Genomic DNA, 19,056 nt, shown 5'->3' on the forward strand with positions numbered 1-19,056 from the left:
GGGCGCACAGATCGAATAGGGGATTCCTCAGTTTCATACCAGCGTGCTGCGTCCCTACCTCGCCGTAGCGGCTCGAACGTAGGTAACTATGTTCTTGGAGCAGTTTTCGGTGCAGCGGTATTTATCGGCACCGTGTGGGGTGGTCTTAGTATTGATGGTGAGGCCCCTAGCGCTAGCGGTGCATCAGCCACAGCGGTTGTTTCTTCGCGCTAGACTTCCCGAGGGGCCGGAAGGCGTCTGCGCAGCGGTCGAGAGGAAGGATACGGCACAGTGTATTGCCCGTTCTGTCACAACGAACAGTCACGAGTGATTGACTCCCGAGTGATCGACAGTGGAACGTCAATTCGCCGACGTCGCGAGTGTGCTGCATGCCGAGGCCGGTTTACCACCATCGAGAAGGCTGTCTTGTCGGTGGTCAAACGTAATGGCTTGGCCGAGCCTTTCAGCCGGGACAAGCTAATCCGCGGCGTGAAGCGCGCGTGCCAGGGGCGGGATGTTAGCGATGATGCCTTGAAAAAGCTTGCGCAAGAGGTCGAGGAAACCGTGCGCAGTCACGGATCGTCACAAGTCAACGCCAACGATATCGGCCTTGCTATCTTGGAACCCCTGCGTGACCTCGATGAGGTGGCCTATCTTCGCTTCGCCTCGGTATACAAGTCTTTTGAGAGCGCCGACGACTTTGAATCCGAAATTCGCCTCATGCGCCGGCGCGACCGCGACAGCTTCTAACGTTTTAGCGCAGCTTGTCCGCGGCTTTTTGGATTCTCCGCACGGACACCGCATGCGCGGTACCCAGGCGTTGTGCGAAGAGCGATACGCGCAACTCCTCGATCATCCAGTAGATGTCCTTGACCTCACGGGTCTTCTCGCGGCCGGCGGGCAGCGTGCGCAAACGATTGTTCAGATATGCCTTCGCTTCGTCGACATCGGCTTGGCGGTCGGCATCCCGATCCGGGTCTAGATTCATGTCCTCGAGCCTGATGCGCGCGGCTTGGATATAACGCGGCAGGTGGCGAAGGTGCTGCATGCCGTGCATAGTGATCGCATTCGGGGGCAACAAGAACTTCAGCTGACCGCGAATATCATCGATTGCCGGCCCCTCCCACTGATTGAGCTCAGCGTTGAGGTTCGAATACTCTGCCAAGCCTGGGGCGATCGCGACCACCGCCTGGCGGACGCGGCCTGGCACCTCCGGTTTAACCGCGTTGAGAAGAGTGGTGAATTCACCAGGACTTCGTACCGGCCCGCCCTTCTCCATCATGATGTCGCGTACTGCGGCGACCCGAGCATCGTTGACGAGACCTTCGGCCCCGCCGTGCGGGTAGGCGTCGACAGCAACCCGCTGCTGCAGGGGCAGGCCCTTGACCATATGCTGCGTGTTCACGGAAATCTCTCGGAGTAGCAGCGTCAGGGTGGTGGTGATCATGGAGGCGTCGGCAGCCGCCTTGGTTGGATGCACCTTCAGCGCCACGCCCTCCTTCGTAGCGACAAGTGCAGGATAAGCGGTGACCTCATGCCCATCAACCACCGTGGTCACTTCCTCATCGATAGCGCCCAGCGTGTCTTCCGACCATTCCTTGACGGAAGCGGATTCGGCGGCGCGGCCGACGCGCGACACGGAGGACGAGATATGCCCGGCTTGGCGTTGCACGAGCGCCTTCAAATCGCGATCGGAATCGATGATCTTGCCCCGCTTGTCCACTGCGGCATAGTTCATGCGCAAATGGGGCGGGAGCTGATCAGGGCGGAAGTCAGCCGCGTTGATGCCCTGGCCGCCCATGTCCCGTAACACAGCTGCGAGCTGGTCGATGAGCGCTCCTTCATAGGGAAGGAGCTTGGGCAAGGCCCGCTCAGCGAACTCGGGGGCCGGAACCACAGTACGGCGCAGCGCTTTCGGTAGCGAGCGGATCAGCTCAGTGACAAGCTCTAGACGCAGGCCCGGCACGAGCCAGTCGAATCCCTCAGTATCCAATCCGGCCAGCAGTGGAACGGGAACCCTGAGCGTGACGCCGTCAAGCGGGTCACCTGGCTCGAACTTATAGGACAGGTCGTAATCGATGCTTCCCTTCAACCACCGATCCGGGAAGGCGTCCTCAGTGACATCGTGGTCATCCTCGAGGAGTGCTTCTGGGTCGAAGTCCAGAGAATGCTTGTTTTTCTGTTTCTTCCACCACGAGTCGAAGTGTCGGGCAGTGGTCACAGATTCCGGGATGCGCTGATCGTAGAAGTCGAAAAGCGTGTCCTCGTCTACAACGAGACCGCGGCGCCGTGCTTTTTCTTCGTATTCGGAAGCCTCGGCAAGCTTGCGCTTGTTGTCGTGGAAGAAGTTATGGTGGGTGGTCCAGTCGCCGTCGACAAGCGCATTGCGGATGAACATGTCACGTGCCGCAACGGGATCGACGCGATGGTAGGGAACGGTTCGATCGGCCACCACGGTGACGCCGTACAACGTCGAGCGTTGGGTAACTACCGCTGAGCCACGCTTGCGTGACCATGTTGGATCGGAATAGTTGTGTTTCAACAGAGCCTTCGCCAGTTTTTCCACCCAAGCCGGGTCGATGGCGGCAACATCGCGTGCCCACAGTCGCGAGGTTTCCACGAGCTCGGCTGCCATGAGGAACTCCGGTGGCTTCTTTGCCAGCGCTGATCCCGGGAAAACAAGGAAGCGGGTATTGCGGGCGCCAATGAACTCCTTAGAGTTTCCATCGCGTGCGCCGATATTGGACAGCAAGCCAGACAGCAGGGACATGTGGATGTCATCGGGGCGCCGCTCGGTGCCCTCTTGAGCGTTCCAACCGAGCTGCTTGGCGACGTCCCGCAGCTGCCGCACCAGGTCGAACCACTCGCGGATGCGCATATAGTGCAGGAAATCGGCTTTCATCCGTTTGCGGAAAGCACTGCCGCTCATCTCATCGCGAGCTTCTTGGACAAAGTCCCACAGGTTGAGCATCGCCATAAAGTCTGAGGACTTGTCCTTAAAGCGAGCATGGGTCTGGTCGGCTTGTGCCTGTTTGTCGATGGGGCGCTCACGCACATCCTGGATTGTCATGGCGGCAACGATGACCATGACGTCGTGGAGGCATCCGGAGGTGTTGGCTTCGACGAGCATGCGGGCCATGCGCGGATCTACGGGGATGCGGGCGAGATCCCGCCCGATGCGTGTCAGGACCGGCAGCCCATCTTTTTCTTTGCCCTCGAGTGCGCCCAATTCGTGGAGGAGGAGAAGGCCATCGCGCACGGCCTTCGGTTCGGGGGATTGAACGAAGGGGAAGTCGGCGATATCACCGAGGCGCAGCGAGATCATTTGCAGGATGACGCTGGCCAGGTTGGTGCGCAGGATTTCGGGGTCGGTGAATTCTGGCCGGGAGAGGAAGTCCTGTTCACTGTAGAGGCGGATGGCAATGCCATCGGCCACGCGGCCACAACGGCCTGAGCGCTGGTTAGCGCTTGCTTGGGAGATCGGCTCAATGGGCAGTCTTTGCACCTTGGTGCGGGTGGAATAACGCGAGATGCGTGCGGTGCCTGTGTCGACGACGTAGCGAATGCCAGGCACCGTCAATGAGGTCTCAGCGATGTTGGTAGAGAGCACAATGCGGCGACCGCGGTGTGAGCGGAAAACGCGATGCTGCTCCTGGTTGGACAGGCGTCCGAAGAGCGGAGTGACCTCCACGTTGCGCCAATGGCGCCCTTCGATGGCTTCCATGGCGTCGCGGATATCGCGCTCGCCCGGGAAGAAGCACAGAATATCTCCTTCGCCTTCGGCCATGAGTTCTTCGATGGCTTCGCAGAGGGCGTCCAAGGGATCGAGGTCGATGGTCTTTCCACCTGATTCGACCTCGAGCGGGCGGTAGCGGATCTCCACGGGGTAGGTGCGTCCGGAGACCTCGATGATCGGCGCTGGCTTTTCGTTAGCGTCAGCGAAGTGCTTGGCGAAGCGTTCCGGATCAATGGTGGCGGAAGTGATGATCACCTTCAAATCTGGGCGTTTGGGGAGCAGCCTCTTGAGGTACCCGAGAAGGAAGTCAATATTGAGCGAACGCTCGTGTGCCTCATCGATGATGATCGTGTCATAGGCATTGAGGAAGCGGTCACGCTGCATTTCTGCCAGCAAGATGCCGTCCGTCATGAGTTTCACAGCGGTGGTGGAGGAGACTCGGTCATCGAAGCGGATGGCATAGCCAACCGAGTCCCCGATGGACTGGTCAAGCTCTTCTGCAATGCGCTCGGCGACGGTCCGTGCTGCGAGTCGTCGCGGCTGGGTATGGCCGATGAGACCCCGGCGTCCACGGCCGAGCTCTAGACAAATTTTGGGAATTTGAGTGGTCTTGCCCGACCCAGTCTCACCGGCGATGATGACCACCTGATTATTCTCGATGGCCTCGGCGATATCGTCCCGCCGTCCGGTAACGGGAAGCTGCTCGGGGTAGGAAATCGACGGCACGTTTACGTCGATGGCGCTCACTTTTTCCTGGGCAGATGCAATATCAGCCCCGATAGCTGCAAGCGCTTTGGGGGAGCGAGCCTTGCGGAGGCGGCGGCGGAAAGCACGCTCATCACTCGAGGAAACTGTCGTGAGGGCGTTGTAGAGGTCTTCGCGAGTAGCAGTCATAATCGACCTAGAAGTCTACTCGGAAGTGCTTTTCGCTCACAGGTCGAGGTGGAGAAATTGGTACTCTCGTGGTGACCGTGTGAAAAGAGATTAAAGAAGGGCAGAAGTGTATGACCAATCCTTTTGATCCGAAACCGGATGACAACGGCTCCCACGGCGGGTTCGGCAACAATCCGGGAAACAACGCCAATAACTCCTCGGAAAACAATGGCGGCCTGCCGCGGTATGAACCCACCACGCACCCAGAGGATCAGGCTGGCTTCGGCCAGTCCGGCAGTTATGGCAATTACGGTGGCGAGTCCTACGGCGCTCAGCCCTATGGTGGCAATTCCTATGGCGCCTACAACGCCGGTCAGCCGGGATACGCCGGGGCAAGCTACGGAGGCGATTCCGGATATGAGGGCCCTGGTCCGGGCGCCGGCCCTGCCTACACGGGCCCAGTCAGCGCCCTAGAGGCGATCAAATGGGGCTTCAAGGCTGCGCTGGGTAATGCGATGCTGTGGGTGCTGGGTGCTGTCGTGGTGTTCTTTATTCAGGTTATTCCACAAATTGGCATCAGCGTTGGCGAGCAGAACGCCGATGGTACGGGCGCGAGCGTCATGGTGAGCTTCTTCTCCTTTGCCGTGTCTATACTCTCCATCGTTATCTCTTTGATTGTGTACCGCTTGGCCTATCGCGAGATCGATAAGCCAAGCCCCACGTGGGGCACTCTTTTCCAAGGTGTTCGCTGGGTGTCGCCGCTTGTGGTGAACCTGGTCCTGGGTATTCTTGGCGCTATAGCCCTCGTGATTGTTGTCGTCATTGTGTTTGCTGTGGGCTTCGGCGGGGCCTCTGCAATGGATATGCAGAACGTCGAGAACCTCGGAGACGGGGAGATTCTCGCGCTCGTCGGTTCCATCTTCGGTATTCTCGCCGTGCTCATGCTGATCGGGCTATTCATCCAGCCCTTCTTTACCCTCATGCCCTGGTTGGCAGCGGATACCTCCTCAATCGGTGAGGCGTTCTCGCAGGGGCTCAAGCTAGGCAAACAGAATTACAGCCACATCCTGCTGTTCATCGTTCTTACGGCTCTCATGTTTGCCGCGTCCTTCATCACGTTGGGCTTGGCGCTGGTAGTCATCGCACCGGCTATGCAGCTGGCAACCGCGCACCTGTGCCGCCAGTGTCAAGGGCGTTATGCCCCCGCAGCCTAAACACTAAAGGCCACACGTAGCGCATTTAACGCGCGCCGCCGCCCTGACTGTCCTCTTCGGATAGCCCTTTCACAGAGGAGGGCCTAGACAAGGAGGCCGGTCAGTGGCGGCTTTGGCGTTTTGAGTGTCGCGCTGGGGCACGCGTGTTGATCAGAGGGAGCTGACTAGGGAGACGAAAAGAGGTCCCGAGAGCGCTCGACGGCGTCCTCAAATGCGCTGGTGACCAGTGTCCCGAAAGTGCGGTATTCATCGGCGCGGGCGGCAGAGGAGCGAAAAACGAGCCCCACCTGGCGCTCTGCTGTTACCGAAGGGGCAAAGCGAGCAACGGCAAGCTGCGGGTTCTGGCATTCCGTAACGAGTGCGGATTCAGGTACGAGTGTGGCGCCGAGGTTTCCCATGACAAGCTGCAAAATAGTGGTCAATGACGAGGCGCGCGTGACGGCGTTGGTGGCCTCGGAGGGGTTCACTTTCGCGCGGCGGCACAGGTCGAGGACTTGGTCGCGGAGGCAGTGGCCGTCATCAAGCAAGAGCAAATCGAGATGCTCGAGCTCCGACAGCGTGAGGTCATCGCGCCCTGCGAGTGGATGCGCCGCTGGAGTTACTGCGGTGAAGGCCTCGGTGTAGAGAGGGATCTCCACCATGCCGGGAGCCTCAGTGGGTAGTGCAGCAACGGCTAAGTCAAGGTTTCCTTCGCGCAGCTTATCCAGAAGATGCTGGGTTTGCTCCTCGACGAAGCGGGGCTCCAAATCGGGGTAAGCATCATCGATGGATCGCAACAGACCCGGCAAGATATAGGGCGCGATGGTCGGGATGATGCCGATGGTGAGGGGACCGGTGAGTGTGCCGTTGGCGCCGCGGGCTTGGCTCAGGAAGGCATCGGAGGCTTCGAGGGCCGCCTTTGCATAGGGCAGGAGCATTTCGCCGGTGGACGTCACGATGACCTTGCGGGTGGAGCGTTCAATGAGCTGCACTCCCAGTCCTTGCTCGAGCGCGACGAGGGCTTGGGAGAGCGAAGGCTGGGAGATATCGAGCTTGGCGGCCGCGGAGCCAAAGTGCTTGTTCTCTGCGATCGTGACGAAGGTACGCAACTGGGCGAGGGTCGGACGATACTCCTTATTGTTCATGCCTATAACTGTAACACTTCTAATTCGTCGGTCCTATTGACGCGCGAAGCCTTCCGTGGCATACTTGGCAGGTGAGCGACCGCGTACCTGCTAAAAGGCAGATTGGTGTGTGGTTGTAGAGAGTTGCATCACAGTTATGCATTGTTGTGACACTATAAGGAGTTGAGCCTTTAATGCCTATCCTGACCGTTGGCGAGAAGTTCCCAGAGTTCGAGTTGACCGCACTGAAGGGCGGTGACCTCCACGACGTTAACGCTAACCAGCCGGAGGACTACTTCGAGCAGGTATCTCTGGACAAGTACCAGGGAATGTGGAAGGTTGTGTTCTTCTACCCGAAGGACTTCACCTTCGTCTGCCCGACTGAAATTGCGGCCTTCGGCAAGCTGAATGAGGAGTTCTTGGACCGCGATACCCAGGTCCTTGGCGGCTCCACCGATAACGAGTTCGCACACTTCAACTGGCGTGCAACCCACCCGGAGCTGAAGGAAGTTCCGTTCCCGATGTTCTCTGATATTCGCCACGACCTGATCCGTGCCCTCGGTGTGGAGAATGCCGACGGTGTTGCTGACCGCGCTACCTTCATCATCGACCCGGACGGTGTTATCCAGTTCGTGTCCGTGACTCCGGATGCTGTCGGCCGCAACGTGGATGAGGTTCTGCGTGTGCTGGACGCCCTGCAGTCCGAAGAGGTCTGTGCCTGCAACTGGGAGGCTAATGACCCGACCAAGAACATCGACAAGCTCGAGGTTGTTCAGTCCGCTCTGTAAAGCAGCACTAAGCACAACCGTCCAACCTTAAAGGAGTTACATCAATGTCCATCGAAAACCTGAAGTCCGCGCTTCCGGCATATGCCAAGGATCAGAAGCTCAACATCGGTACCCTTACTCGTACGACCGAACTGAACGAGGAGCAGTTGTGGGGAAGCTTGGTTGCTGCCGCGGCCGCTACCCGCAATGACTTGGTACTGTCGGAGATTCTTGAGGAAGCCCGCGAGCACCTCAGCGAAGAGGCAATTGACGCAGCTCTCGGCTCTGCCACGGTGATGGCTATGAACAATGTGGCCTACCGCGCAAAGAGCTGGTTGGGCGATGACTTTGCTCAGGTCAAGTTCGGTCTTCGCATGAACATCATCGCTAAGCCTGGCGTGGAGAAGGCCACGTTTGAGCTGTGGAGCACCGTGGTCTCCGCCATAAACGGCTGCGAGCACTGCCTGTCCGCTCACGCCAACACTCTCTTGGAAGAGGGCGTGACCAAGGAGCAGATCTGGGAAGGTATCAAGGTAGCTGGCGTCATCGAGGCTGTGGCCCAGGCGCTGCAGGCCGAGGCCGTGCGCACCGCTGAGTAAAACCAGCTAGCACTTTTCTAGCTAAACGTAGAGTCCCACTGCCCGCATTAGGCGGGAGGTGGGGCTTTCTGTTTTGGCCCATCGGGGAGGGGCGTCGGTGCGTAGAGGTCGCGTCGGGCGGCTCTTTTCTGCCTAGCCGACGACCCCGCCGATAGCGACGCCGATGCCATAAGTGACGGCCAGGCCCAGTGCGCCACCGATGACGAGGCGGAGGACGGAGCGCCCGGTGTTCGTGTCAGCGAGGCGGGCGGAGACGTAGCCTGTGATGGCAAGGGCAAAAAGTGTCACGATGGCCACAACGATTACCGCCTTGTCCATCGGCGCGAGGAAAATAGATAGAAGGGGCAGCGCAGCGCCGGCGAGGAAGGATACTGCGGACCAGAAAGCCGCATGCCAGGGATTGGTCAGATCCTCGCCGTCGATGCCCATTTCAAGTCGGAGGTGTGCCTCCAGCAGCCGATCCTCGGCGGCGATTTCGCGCGCTGCGGTGTCTGCGGTATCAGTTCCCATGCCGTAGCTGGCAAGCATGGAGACGAGCTCAGCATGTTCTTGTTCGGGGATTTCCGCCAGCTCGCGGGTCTCCTTGTCGATCATCATCCGCTCGGAGTCGCGCTGCGCGGACACCGAGACGTATTCTCCGAGCGCCATGGAGGCGGCACCGGACACGGTAGCAGCCAAGCCTGCGGTGAGGATGGCGCTTGCCGACGCCCCCGAGCCCACCACTCCGAGTAGAAGCGCGGCGACGGAGACGATACCGTCGTTGGCGCCGAGAACGCCTGCCCGCAAAGAGTTGAGACGTGCGTTGTGCGAAGATCCGTGGGGTTCGTTGCCATGGTGGGGCATTGCCAGCTCCTCGAAGTCTAGGGTGTCCGCATCGTGCTCTAGGGCTCTCGCAATTGTCTAGAGAACTTTCTATTCTCCAGTATTGTTGCTGGTCAACGTCCTGTAAAGCGTGTGTAGGCTTAGCTCAAGTGGGAAAGTGGAGGCTTAGGTAATAGTTCCAGTCCACTCGCCGCACGGCGCGCCGTCCACAGACAGACCCATGGTGAAAACCTGGTCGGTGAGTTCAAAATGAGCCGTTGGCACGGTGACTACGAGCTCTTCGGGGGTGTAGATGTAGTGATAATCGACGGGCCGGTGGGCATCCCTGGTGTCCTCACCAAAGGAAGCGATTTCCATGGAGGCGAGCTGGTCTTGCTCAAAGTGGATGATGAGTTGAAGATCGAGGGTGTGTAGCTTAAACACGACGTCACGGTGGTGGGGAAGGCCTCCGAGAAGCCAGTGGACCGTGACGGCGTCATCCTGCGTTTCAAAGTGAACGCCTGCGAGGCGAATACTGGTGGCTGGGGAGTCTGGAGTATTCATAGCGCCACCCACTGTACTCCCCATGCCACTACTTGAAATCGAGAGAAAAGTATTCAGATTTGGTGAGATGCAGGACCTTCTCGAAGAGCCAGCAAAAGAGCAGCGCAAGGGCGAGTGGCAGGACGAGGTATACAAAGGTGATGATCATTACGTTGCCAGCGCTCCAGCCCCAGCCTTCGTAGTTGAGGGCGGCCAAGGGGCCCATGAGGCCGGAGATGCCGAAGCCAGCGGAAATCGGGGTACCGGAAATCCCTAGGGCGCCGCCGACGCCGCCCAAGACGGCCGCGGAACAAATTACCGGGAGGAAGGTCACTGGTTTGGACAGCATATTGGCCATCTGCACCTTGGGGGAACCGAGGACGTGCAGGATGGAGGTGGCGAAGCCGTTGACGCGCCAACCAGCAACCAGGAGGGTAAATCCGGCGGCCACGGCGCCCAGGTTGGCGGTACCGGAGGCAACGCCGTCAATGAAGATGGCAGTGGCAATGCCAACGGTGGAGACTGGGGAGACGATCATGACGGCAAAAAGAATAGCGAGGACCACGCCCATGAGGACTGGCTGCAAGGTGGTTGCGCCGTTGACCAAGTTGCCCAACCACAGGGTGAAGACCTTAACAACGGGGAAAGTGACTACCCATCCAATCGTGCCCGCGACCAGAGTCACAATGGTGGAGAGCAGTAAGATTGAGTAGTTCTTGAGCTTGTCACCGATAAAAAGAAGCAGTCCCACCGCGATGGCTGCGGTAAGTCCTGAGTTGATCACAAGGCCAGTGCCTTTGAGGAAGAAGCCACCCTCGGGATTCACTGTGGCCACGCCGGAGCCGCAGAAGGAGGCAATACCCACCGCGGCGGTTTGGATGGGAGTCATCTTGAATTCGATGCCGATGAGGACGCCGATCATGACGGGCAAAAGGCTAGCGGCCAAACCGGTGAGGGCCATGACGGTGGCGGCACCAGACCAGAAGGGCAGCAGTGCCTTGGCCAGTTCGCCCAGTAGGGCTTGCGGAACCAGTGACACCACGACGGCGATGGAGATGCCGTTGAGGACCTTCATGGTGAAGGAACCGGGTGTGAGGCGCTCGGCCGCGGGGGCAGCGCTGGCGTGTGGGATAGGGGAAAGCTTGCGTTCGTCTATCTGCTGTGGCGTGGTCATCCCTCAATCATACGCATAATATGCGATGGGTAGAAAATATTAATGCAGGCAAGGGGGTATTAATATTCCCTGCTTATGCGCCCTAGTACTCCACGCTCAGCTCAGATAGCCGTACTTCCCCGGCTTCATCGGAGGCATCGAGATCTACGGTGCCAACGAGCTGATAGGAGTTATCGCCCTCTGGGTCCTTAAGAATCTGACGCACGGTCCACGACCGCGAGCCGCCAACGCCACGAGCGCCCGAGCCCGTGTCGCCCTTGTCTAAGACAAAGTATTCCTGCCCCCTAGCCGCTGGCCCAGTGTCGATGTCATCGTAGTCATCGAAGTAGTCATCGAGGGCACGGCCAAAGTCAGGAATCTCCTCTAAGTAGTCCAACAGGTCTGCCAAGCGCTCTTCCTTCTCCAACGCAAAGAGCTGTGCAAGGCGGAAGAAGTAATTGCGCACCATGATGCTGAAAGCCCGCTGATTAGCGGTCAAGGCGGTGGGATCCTCGACTCCGAAGGCCAACTCGCGGTCCAAATCCTCCTGGGAAATGGGGGAGTCCTCGCCAGCCATCTCAGCCCACTCGTCGACAAGCGAAGAATCGACTTGGCGGATAAGCTCTCCGAGCCAGACGATGATGTCCTCGAGTTCCTCTGTGAGGAATTCCGCGGGGATGGACTGCTTGAGAGTACGCCACGCATCGGTGAGGTAGCGCAAAATGACGCCTTCCGAGCGGGCAAGACCGTAGGTGGCGACGAGATCGGAAAAAGTCATGGCGCTCTCCAGCATGTCGCGCACCACCGACTTAGGCCGCAGCTCGAACTCTTTGGCCCATGGGTTGGTCTGGCAGAAGGTCTCATAGGATTGTTCGAGGAGCTCTTCTAGGGGCTTTGGCCACGTGATGTCTTCCACGATGGCCATGCGCTCGGTATAGTCCACGCCCTCAGCTTTGAGCGCCGCGATTTCCTCACCGCGCCGCTGCTTCTGTTGGGCAATGAGCACCTGGCGTGGATCATCCAGCACCGATTCAAAGACAGAGATGACATCGAGGGCATAGGATTCGGACTCGGGATCCAGCAAGGTGAGCGCCGCCAGCGCGAAGGGCCCTAAAGGCTGGTTGAGGGCGAAATCGCGCGGCATCTCACGCACCACGTGGTAGGGGCGGCCGTAGATGTCGAGTCCCTTCGTAGACTTTTGCACCACGCCCGAATTAAGGAGGCCACGGAACAGACTCAACGCTGTGAGGATGTCCTCGTTCTGGCGGGCACGCGTGTTATGGCTCGTGCGGAGCAGGTGCTTGAGATGCTCATAACCGTTGCCATGGCGCGCAAGTACGTTGAGCAACAAGGAATTGGACACTCGGAACTGGGAGGTCAGTTGCTCCGGTTCGGCGTCGATAAGCCGTGCGTACGTCTGTTCCGACCATGACACTTCACCGTCGCGCGCGGACTTCTTCTTCAGCTTCTTGAGCCTTGCTGGGTCATCGCCCACACGGCGCCGCGCCTTGGCGTTCTCAATCTCATACTCCGGCGCCTGCACGACGACGGTGCCTTCCGTGTCATAACCCGCGCGTCCCGCGCGCCCGGCAATCTGGTGAAACTCACGGGATTTTAGAATGCGTTGGCGGGTCCCGTCGTACTTGGCCAAACCCGTCATCAGCACTGTGCGGATGGGGACGTTGATGCCCACCCCCAAAGTATCGGTGCCGCAAATAATCTTGAGAAGGCCCTTCTGAGCCAGGCGCTCAACCAAGCGCCGGTACTTCGGCAGCATGCCAGCGTGGTGGACACCGATTCCCTTACGCAGAAGCTTAGAGAGGTCTTTGCCAAACGTCGTGGTGAAGCGGAAGCCCGCGAGCTCCGCGGCAATGGCCTCCTTCTCCTCGGCAGTGATGATCTTCGACAACGAAGTGAGCGCCTGCGCACGCTCTGAGGCTTCGCGTTGGGAGAAGTGGACGACGTAGATGGGCGCCTTGCCATCGGCGAGCAATTCTTCGATTGTTTCGTGGACCGCGGAAAAGACATAAGAGAAGTCGAGGGGCACTGGGCGAGTTGTTCCCGCTACCAGAGTCGTCGTGCGGCCGGTACGCTCCGTCAAATCCTTCTCCAGCCAGGCGGTATCACCCAGGGTGGCGGACATGAGCAGGAACTGGGCCTTCGGTAGCTCCAGGAGCGGTACCTGCCAGGCCCAGCCGCGATCGGGCTCGGAGTAGTAGTGGAACTCGTCCATGATCACTTGATCGATGGCGGCTTCCGCGCCATCGCGTAGCGCAATATTGGCCACGATCTCAGCGGTGGCGGCGATAATCGGGGCGGAGCCATTGACCGTGGCATCGCCGGTCATCATGCCGACGTTCTCGGGGCCGAAAATCTCGCAGAGAGCGAAGAACTTTTCGCTCACCAAGGCCTTGATGGGAGCGGTGTAGAAGCTGCGCTGGCCGCGGGCTAATGCAATAAAGTGGGCGGCGTTGGCCACCATGGACTTACCAGAACCGGTGGGGGTGGCCAAGATGACGTTATCCCCGGCGAGAACGCCAAGGGAGGCCTCTTCCTGCGCCGGGTAAAGCGAGATACCGCGGCCGGAAGTCCAAGACAAAAATGTGTCCCAGATGGCCTCATCAACCATCGACTCGGGGACTTCGGCGAGATCGGGCAACATCTGAGAAAGGTTCACCCGTCCCACCTTAGGCGAAAAGCTCTATAGAGCAGAGCGCGTCGGCCCTGCGCCCCAACTTCACCGCCTTGCCAGTTGCCGTACAGCCGGGGCAAGACATGCTTAGACGTCGTCATCCATGTCTAAGCCGGGGCCTTCATCGCGGCCGTAGTTGTCTTCGCGGTCATCGATATCTTCGGACAGAATGTCCGAGCTGTCATCGAGGCCAGCAAGAAAGGCCTCAAAGTCCGCACCGATCTCCTCGCCGGTGGGCATGTGCTCCTCACCTGGCATGATGGCCTGCGGGTGGCGGGAGCGGTAGCGCTCCATGTAGGCATCGTACTGCTCTTCCAACTGGCGCACGACGCCAGCGATCTCCTCAGAATCGGTAACCTGCTCCTCCAACTGCTGGTTGATGCGAGCAACGTCCGCTTCCAGGCTGCCCAGCGGAATGTTGAGGTCAGCTGCCGTGGCGACCGAATCCAGCAGCCGTAGCGTGGCGGCCGGGTAAGGGGACGCCGCAAGGTAGTGCGGAACATGAGCGGTGTATCCAGCAACGCGACGGCCCTTCTTATCCAAGGCTCGCTCGATATACAGGGCGGCGGCGCCGGGGACCATCATGGTGGATTCCATGCGCACCATGGAGTTTAGGAGCTCTGGCTCATTGCCGTGCGCCGTGACCACGGTGGGGCGGGTGTGCGGCACCGGCATAGGGGCCGAGTACAGCATGATGGTGTTCTTGATATCGAACTTTTCTACCAAGTTCACCACCGCGTCCGTAAATGCTTCCCAGCGCAAGTCCGGTTCCGGTCCAGAAAGCAGCAGGAAAGGTGTGCCGGAGTTATCCCGCAGCACCTTGATGCCCAGATCGGTGTTTTCAATCTCTACCGTGCGGTCGTGGTCAATGGTGACGGCGGGGCGGCGAGAGCGGTAGTCAATAAGCTCGTCATTATTAAACGAAGCCAGCTGGCGGTTCTCTAACGCGGCCTTGAGGTGATCAGCACTGGCTTCGACGGCCTGGCCCGCATCGGCATAGCCATTCATGGCCACGATCATCGTAGGGCCATTGTCTGGGGCGGAATCGTCCTTGACCACTGGTGCGGGATACTCCAGCTCATACATGCGGCCCTGTTCTTCCTGCATGATTGTGACTCCTCCTTCTATCCGTGCGCTTCTTTAGAAGCGTACGGACTTAATCAGCGTTCTGTGCCGTGCAACGCTGTAGGGCTACTACCTATTCCCAGCTGCGATTGTGCGTTCCTTGCCAAGCCGAGCTGGGATTGATCATGGGCACTGGTGATGATCGTTCAAGCATGCCACATGGCCATCCGTTGTGCCAGCATGTCGAGTTGGTGGGTGTGAATAACTTGGCTCTTTCCCTCGGATTGCAGACCAGTCCGGACTAGTTATCCACAGATTCTCCGTGTGTGGCGTGATCCCCCTAGCGTCCTGTGGCAGCCCTGGTTCAGGGTACAAGTATGAGCACATTCTCAACGCACACAGATAACACCCCACCGATTACGACACCTGGTCATCTCCTTGCTAACATCCCCGGACTCCTTGGCTTCTATCCCACCGAATCGGTGGTATTCATGGCCATTGACACCACCCCGCGCGGCCCGGCCATGGGTCCGCTCGCCCGCGTCGATATCCCCGATGCCGCCGGAGCCCTGCCAGACATCGCGGCGATGCTGGCAGAGAATGCCCGCGAAGGCGTCTTCGCCTTCCTCATTTCGCAGCGCCCGCTTACTGAATTACGGGAGGTGACCCACTGGCTCTACGGCCTGGATCGTTCCTGTGACGGGTTGGAGATTGACGCGGCCTGGTACGCCAAGGAAATCACCAAACATGAGCCCTACGTTCTGTTGCACGGAACCGTCAACGCAGATGGGAGCGGGCCGATGAAAAAGTGGGTAGAAGGCACTATACCGGCGCTTACCGACGCCTCCTCGATGCGCTCCTGCGTCAATCACAATGTTGTTCCAGAGCTCAATAGGGAAGAATTCTTTGCCATTTTCGCGCCGGGAAACCCACACCTGGATTCTGCCGAAGCAGAAGCCCTGAGCCGGCAAGCACGCGATACCGCGACTCAGTTTCGCGCCCAGGTGGCCGCGGCGAAAGGGAAGAAGCGCAAGGAACTCCTTGAGCACTTTGTGGATGATGCTCAGTGGGCGCTTCACCAGGTGGCGTCTGTGGAGGAAGCCGAAGAAGATGTAGAGCTGTTGGCATCATGCGCCGTGTGGCTGTCGACGACGTGGACGCGCGACCTCGTGGTGGGCATCTGTGCGGAGGCTGGCGAAACCGGTGCGTACCTTCTCCTAGCAGCAGCACGCACATTCGGCGAAGAATTACGGGCGAATGCTCTGACCCTGTTTGCCCTGGCACACATGGAACAGGAGTGGGACATCCTGGCTGGACCGGCACTGCAGCTCGTCACGGAAGAGTTCCCTAGTCACCGCTTAGGATCGTTGTTGTGCCAGGCTTATCGCCACGGGTTGCACGAAAAGATACGCGCTTCGATCCACACGGGCGCGCGCAAAGCTTTTGACAACGCGGTAGGGGATGCGGCCCAGGAGGGTGATGCTAACGCTGAGCGGAGTGCGCCCGCTCGCCGAGCTGCTGGGTAAAGTTCCACGCATCCGTCACGATGGTGGTCAAGTCGGTGCGGCTCGGATCCCATCCGAGCTCGGACTTAATCTTGTCCGAGGAGGCCACGAGGGTTGCGGGATCTCCTGCGCGGCGGGGCGCCAGCTCAGCGGGGATGGGGTGTCCGGTGACTTCGCGGCAGGCCTCAATGACCTGCTTGACAGAGTAACCGTCTCCGGAGCCGAGGTTATAGATGCGGTGTGTACCCGCAGCGTTGCTTTCAAGCGCGAGCACATGAGCGTCGGCCAGGTCACGGATGTGGATGTAATCGCGGACGGCGGTGCCGTCGGCAGTGTCGTAGTCATCGCCGAAAATGAAGATCTTGTCGCGATGGCCAAGTGCTACCTGCAATACAAGCGGAATGAGGTGGGTTTCCACCTCGCGGTTCTCGCCAATGCTGCCGTAGGCACCGGCGACGTTAAAGTAGCGCAACGACGTCGCCCCCAAGCCGTAGGCCTGGGCATATGAGGTGATCATGTAGTCGATTGCGAGCTTGGATGCGCCATAAGGATTCGTCGGCTTCGTAGGCATCGTCTCTGTGATCGGAACCTGTGCAGGCTCGCCGTACGTTGCCGCGGTCGAAGAAAACACAAGGTTGGTGACGCCGAATTCGCGCATGGCGTTGAGCAACTGCAGCGTCGTGACGACATTGTGCTGCCAATAGTCAGCCGGAGCCTCAACGGATTCGCCAACGAGGGAGCGAGCGGCAAAATGCACAACGCCGTCGAAGCCTCCTTCAGATAGCACTTCACGAGCGACATCGGCCACGTCACCCTCGACGAGGCGGGCCTGCTCTGGGATAGCTTCGCGGTTGCCGGTGGAAAAGTTATCGATGATGGTGACGTCGTGCCCCTTCTCCACGAGGACGGCCGCGCACACGCTGCCGACATAGCCGGCACCGCCAGTAACAAGTAGCTTCATCGCCTTAGTCCTCCTTGACTCGGATAGCGTGCGCGAGGTCGTCGACAAGCTCGACGGTGTGGCCCGACTCCGTGGTCAGCGTAATCGTTCCGCTTTCATTGACCACGGTAACCTTCGAACCAACCTGAATACCGCACGAGTAAAGCTCGTGGAAAGTCGAGTTATCCGCCTGCAAAACCTCGTTGATCTGGACGATGGTGGCTGCAGTCTTTTGCCCGGTGGGAAGATCGATGGCGCGAGTCCCCAGGTCGAGTTCCGCGGGGGTCATGCCAAGCTGCGCCAAACCTGGGATGGGGTTGCCGAAGGGGGAGCGGGAAGAATCCTCAAGAACGGCTATGACTCGCTTCTCTACCTCTTCGCTCATGACGTGCTCCCAACGGCAGGCCTCATCATGAACCTTGTGAATATCGAGGCCCAGGACGTCCGTGAGCAAGCGCTCAGCGAGGCGGTGCTTGCGCATGACATTGGTGGCCAGTTCGCGACCTTGCTGGGTGAGGTCGAGGCTGCGGTCCGTGCGCACGTGGAGCAGGCCATCGCGCTCCATGCGAGCCACAGTCTGGGACACAGTCGGCCCAGATTGCTCTAGGCGCTCTGCAATGCGAGCACGCAGTGGGGTAATTCCTTCCTCTTCGAGCTCATAAATGGTTCGCAGATACATTTCCGTGGTGTCAACTAGATCCCTCACGTGGGCTTACCTTTCTGCGTTGTCGGCGGTCCGTAGCCACATAGGTTTAGGCGCGGTAATAGGAGTGTATTAAGAGAATATCTTAAACAATAGCGTATTTTTTCAGGGCTTAGCGCACGCAGCGCTGCACGCTGCGCGGGGTGAATAGGAAGATATGGACAAAGAGATTCACGGCCCTCGAGAAATGACGAAAGCCACCGAGCATCGACCTCCCCGAGCCCAGCCAACAATTTAGGTGGGCAGGAGGGATGAACCTCGATGGCTAGCGCCAAGCTATGAAACAGAACTTAAAGCGCGTATTCGCGGAGACGATCGGCGCGGTTGCCCTCCCGCAGCTTGGCCATGACCTCGCGCTCAATCTGGCGAACACGCTCGCGGGAGAGACCGAACTTGCGTCCAATCTGATCGAGGGTGCGCGGAACACCGTCGTCCAAGCCATAGCGCAGGCGGATGACATCCTGCTCACGCTCCTCGAGGGAGCCGATGACGGAGCGGATATCAGAGTGGCGCATGGATGCCACCACGGCGGTTTCCGCATCGGTTGCCTCGGCATCCTCAATGAAGTCACCCAACGGTGCTTCTTCATCGGTGCCCACAGGCATATCCAGGGAGACGGGATCGCGAGACTGGCGCAGCAGCATTTCGATCTTGGACTCTTCGATGCCGGATTCCTCGGCCAGCTCCTCATTCGTAGCCTCGCGGCCCAAGGACTGATACATCTCGCGCTTGATGCGGGAAAGCTTATTGACCTGCTCTACCAGGTGCACCGGGAGGCGGATGGTGCGGGACTGGTCAGCCATGCCGCGGGTAATGGCCTGGCGGATCCACCACGTGGCGTACGTGGAGAACTTGAAGCCCTTGGCATAGTCAAACTTCTCCATTGCGCGAATCAGGCCCAGGTTTCCTTCCTGGATGAGGTCCAGCAGCGGCATGCCGCGGCCGGTATAACGCTTAGCCAGGGAGACCACGAGGCGCAGGTTAGCCTCGAGGAGGTGGGAGCGTGCCTTCTTGCCTTCGCGGGCGAGAATCTTGAGGTCGCGCTTCTCGGCGCGGGTCAGCTTCTCGGCATTGGCGAGCTTGTACTCGGCGTACAGGCCCACCTCGATTGCCTGTGCGAGCTCAACTTCGTCTTCGGCGCTCAACAACGCAGTCTTGCCGATTCCGTTGAGGTAAACGCGGACCAAGTCCGCGGAGGGATTGTCATTAGTCTGGTTACGGCGTGAGCCGCGGTCAACTTCCTGTCCGTCCTCGTCCTGGACGCTAGCAGCGGATGATGTGGCCATCTCATGCCTCCTAAGTTGCGGCTTGGTTCATCTCCTACAACGGACCTTCGGCGCAGATAGTTCCCACGGTTTGAAAAATGTTCACGCACCCCGGTCT

Annotated in this window: 15 protein-coding genes; 5 read left to right on the forward strand and 10 right to left on the reverse strand. The window is 59.2% G+C overall.

All coding sequences use genetic code 11. From position 1 onward, the window contains the following. The first annotated feature begins 270 nt into the window (after positions 1–270). On the forward strand, positions 271–729 hold the full coding sequence (gene nrdR / locus HMPREF2806_RS06380) for a transcriptional regulator NrdR (RefSeq protein WP_046648225.1): 459 nt from the start codon (positions 271–273) through the stop codon (positions 727–729). A 4-nt stretch (positions 730–733) separates the two neighbouring features. On the opposite strand, the gene hrpA is transcribed toward nrdR, so the two are convergent. After that, positions 734–4,609: an ATP-dependent RNA helicase HrpA gene (gene hrpA / locus HMPREF2806_RS06385; RefSeq protein WP_070516881.1), complete on the reverse strand. Its 3,876-nt coding sequence runs from the start codon at positions 4,607–4,609 to the stop codon at positions 734–736. A gap of 110 nt (positions 4,610–4,719) precedes the next feature. Between hrpA and HMPREF2806_RS06390 the strand changes: the two genes are divergently transcribed. Next, positions 4,720–5,802: a hypothetical protein gene (locus HMPREF2806_RS06390; RefSeq protein ID WP_070516883.1), complete on the forward strand. Its 1,083-nt coding sequence runs from the start codon at positions 4,720–4,722 to the stop codon at positions 5,800–5,802. Between the two features lie 164 nt (positions 5,803–5,966). On the opposite strand, the gene HMPREF2806_RS06395 is transcribed toward HMPREF2806_RS06390, so the two are convergent. Beyond that, a complete protein-coding gene (locus HMPREF2806_RS06395; RefSeq protein WP_070516885.1) occupies positions 5,967–6,926 on the reverse strand; it encodes a hydrogen peroxide-inducible genes activator in 960 nt (319 codons plus the stop codon). A 173-nt stretch (positions 6,927–7,099) separates the two neighbouring features. On the opposite strand from HMPREF2806_RS06395, the gene HMPREF2806_RS06400 reads away from it, so the two are divergent. Continuing rightward, positions 7,100–7,693 carry a peroxiredoxin gene (locus HMPREF2806_RS06400; RefSeq protein ID WP_046648222.1) on the forward strand — a complete coding sequence of 198 codons (594 nt, stop codon included), beginning with the start codon at positions 7,100–7,102 and terminating at the stop codon, positions 7,691–7,693. Positions 7,694–7,737: 44 nt separating this feature from the next. Further along, the gene (locus HMPREF2806_RS06405; RefSeq protein WP_070516888.1) at positions 7,738–8,271 is read left to right on the forward strand and encodes an alkylhydroperoxidase, AhpD family; all 534 of its coding nucleotides are present in this window, start codon (positions 7,738–7,740) and stop codon (positions 8,269–8,271) included. A gap of 132 nt (positions 8,272–8,403) precedes the next feature. On the opposite strand, the gene HMPREF2806_RS06410 is transcribed toward HMPREF2806_RS06405, so the two are convergent. The 5 genes from HMPREF2806_RS06410 to HMPREF2806_RS06430 form a co-directional block, all read right to left on the reverse strand. Further along, positions 8,404–9,114: a VIT1/CCC1 transporter family protein gene (locus tag HMPREF2806_RS06410; protein ID WP_070516890.1), complete on the reverse strand. Its 711-nt coding sequence runs from the start codon at positions 9,112–9,114 to the stop codon at positions 8,404–8,406. Positions 9,115–9,258: 144 nt separating this feature from the next. Then, on the reverse strand, positions 9,259–9,636 hold the full coding sequence (locus tag HMPREF2806_RS06415) for a hypothetical protein (RefSeq protein ID WP_049157524.1): 378 nt from the start codon (positions 9,634–9,636) through the stop codon (positions 9,259–9,261). Positions 9,637–9,664: 28 nt separating this feature from the next. Then, entirely contained in the window at positions 9,665–10,789 is a 1,125-nt protein-coding gene (locus tag HMPREF2806_RS06420; RefSeq protein WP_070516891.1) for a PTS sugar transporter subunit IIC, read from the reverse strand. An 82-nt stretch (positions 10,790–10,871) separates the two neighbouring features. Further along, positions 10,872–13,445: a DEAD/DEAH box helicase gene (locus HMPREF2806_RS06425; RefSeq protein WP_070516893.1), complete on the reverse strand. Its 2,574-nt coding sequence runs from the start codon at positions 13,443–13,445 to the stop codon at positions 10,872–10,874. Between the two features lie 102 nt (positions 13,446–13,547). Next, on the reverse strand, positions 13,548–14,567 hold the full coding sequence (locus tag HMPREF2806_RS06430) for a PAC2 family protein (protein WP_070516895.1): 1,020 nt from the start codon (positions 14,565–14,567) through the stop codon (positions 13,548–13,550). 335 nt (positions 14,568–14,902) lie between these two features. Here HMPREF2806_RS06430 and HMPREF2806_RS06435 point away from each other — a divergent pair, with 335 nt between their 5' ends. Continuing rightward, positions 14,903–16,051 carry a DUF4192 domain-containing protein gene (locus tag HMPREF2806_RS06435; RefSeq protein ID WP_070516897.1) on the forward strand — a complete coding sequence of 383 codons (1,149 nt, stop codon included), beginning with the start codon at positions 14,903–14,905 and terminating at the stop codon, positions 16,049–16,051. On the opposite strand, the gene galE is transcribed toward HMPREF2806_RS06435, so the two are convergent. From galE to HMPREF2806_RS06450, 3 genes are all read right to left on the reverse strand, one after another. Further along, the gene (gene galE, locus HMPREF2806_RS06440; protein ID WP_070516899.1) at positions 16,008–16,991 is read right to left on the reverse strand and encodes a UDP-glucose 4-epimerase GalE; all 984 of its coding nucleotides are present in this window, start codon (positions 16,989–16,991) and stop codon (positions 16,008–16,010) included. The genes HMPREF2806_RS06435 and galE overlap by 44 nt on opposite strands. Positions 16,992–16,995: 4 nt before the next feature. Then, positions 16,996–17,676: a metal-dependent transcriptional regulator gene (locus tag HMPREF2806_RS06445; protein ID WP_046648203.1), complete on the reverse strand. Its 681-nt coding sequence runs from the start codon at positions 17,674–17,676 to the stop codon at positions 16,996–16,998. A 287-nt stretch (positions 17,677–17,963) separates the two neighbouring features. Beyond that, positions 17,964–18,959, reverse strand: coding sequence for a sigma-70 family RNA polymerase sigma factor (locus tag HMPREF2806_RS06450; RefSeq protein WP_046648202.1), 996 nt, complete (start codon positions 18,957–18,959; stop codon positions 17,964–17,966). Positions 18,960–19,056 lie beyond the last annotated feature (97 nt).

It is taken from the genome of Corynebacterium sp. HMSC076G08 (assembly GCF_001811515.1).
In the GTDB taxonomy this organism is placed as follows: Bacteria; Actinomycetota; Actinomycetes; order Mycobacteriales; family Mycobacteriaceae; genus Corynebacterium; species Corynebacterium hiratae.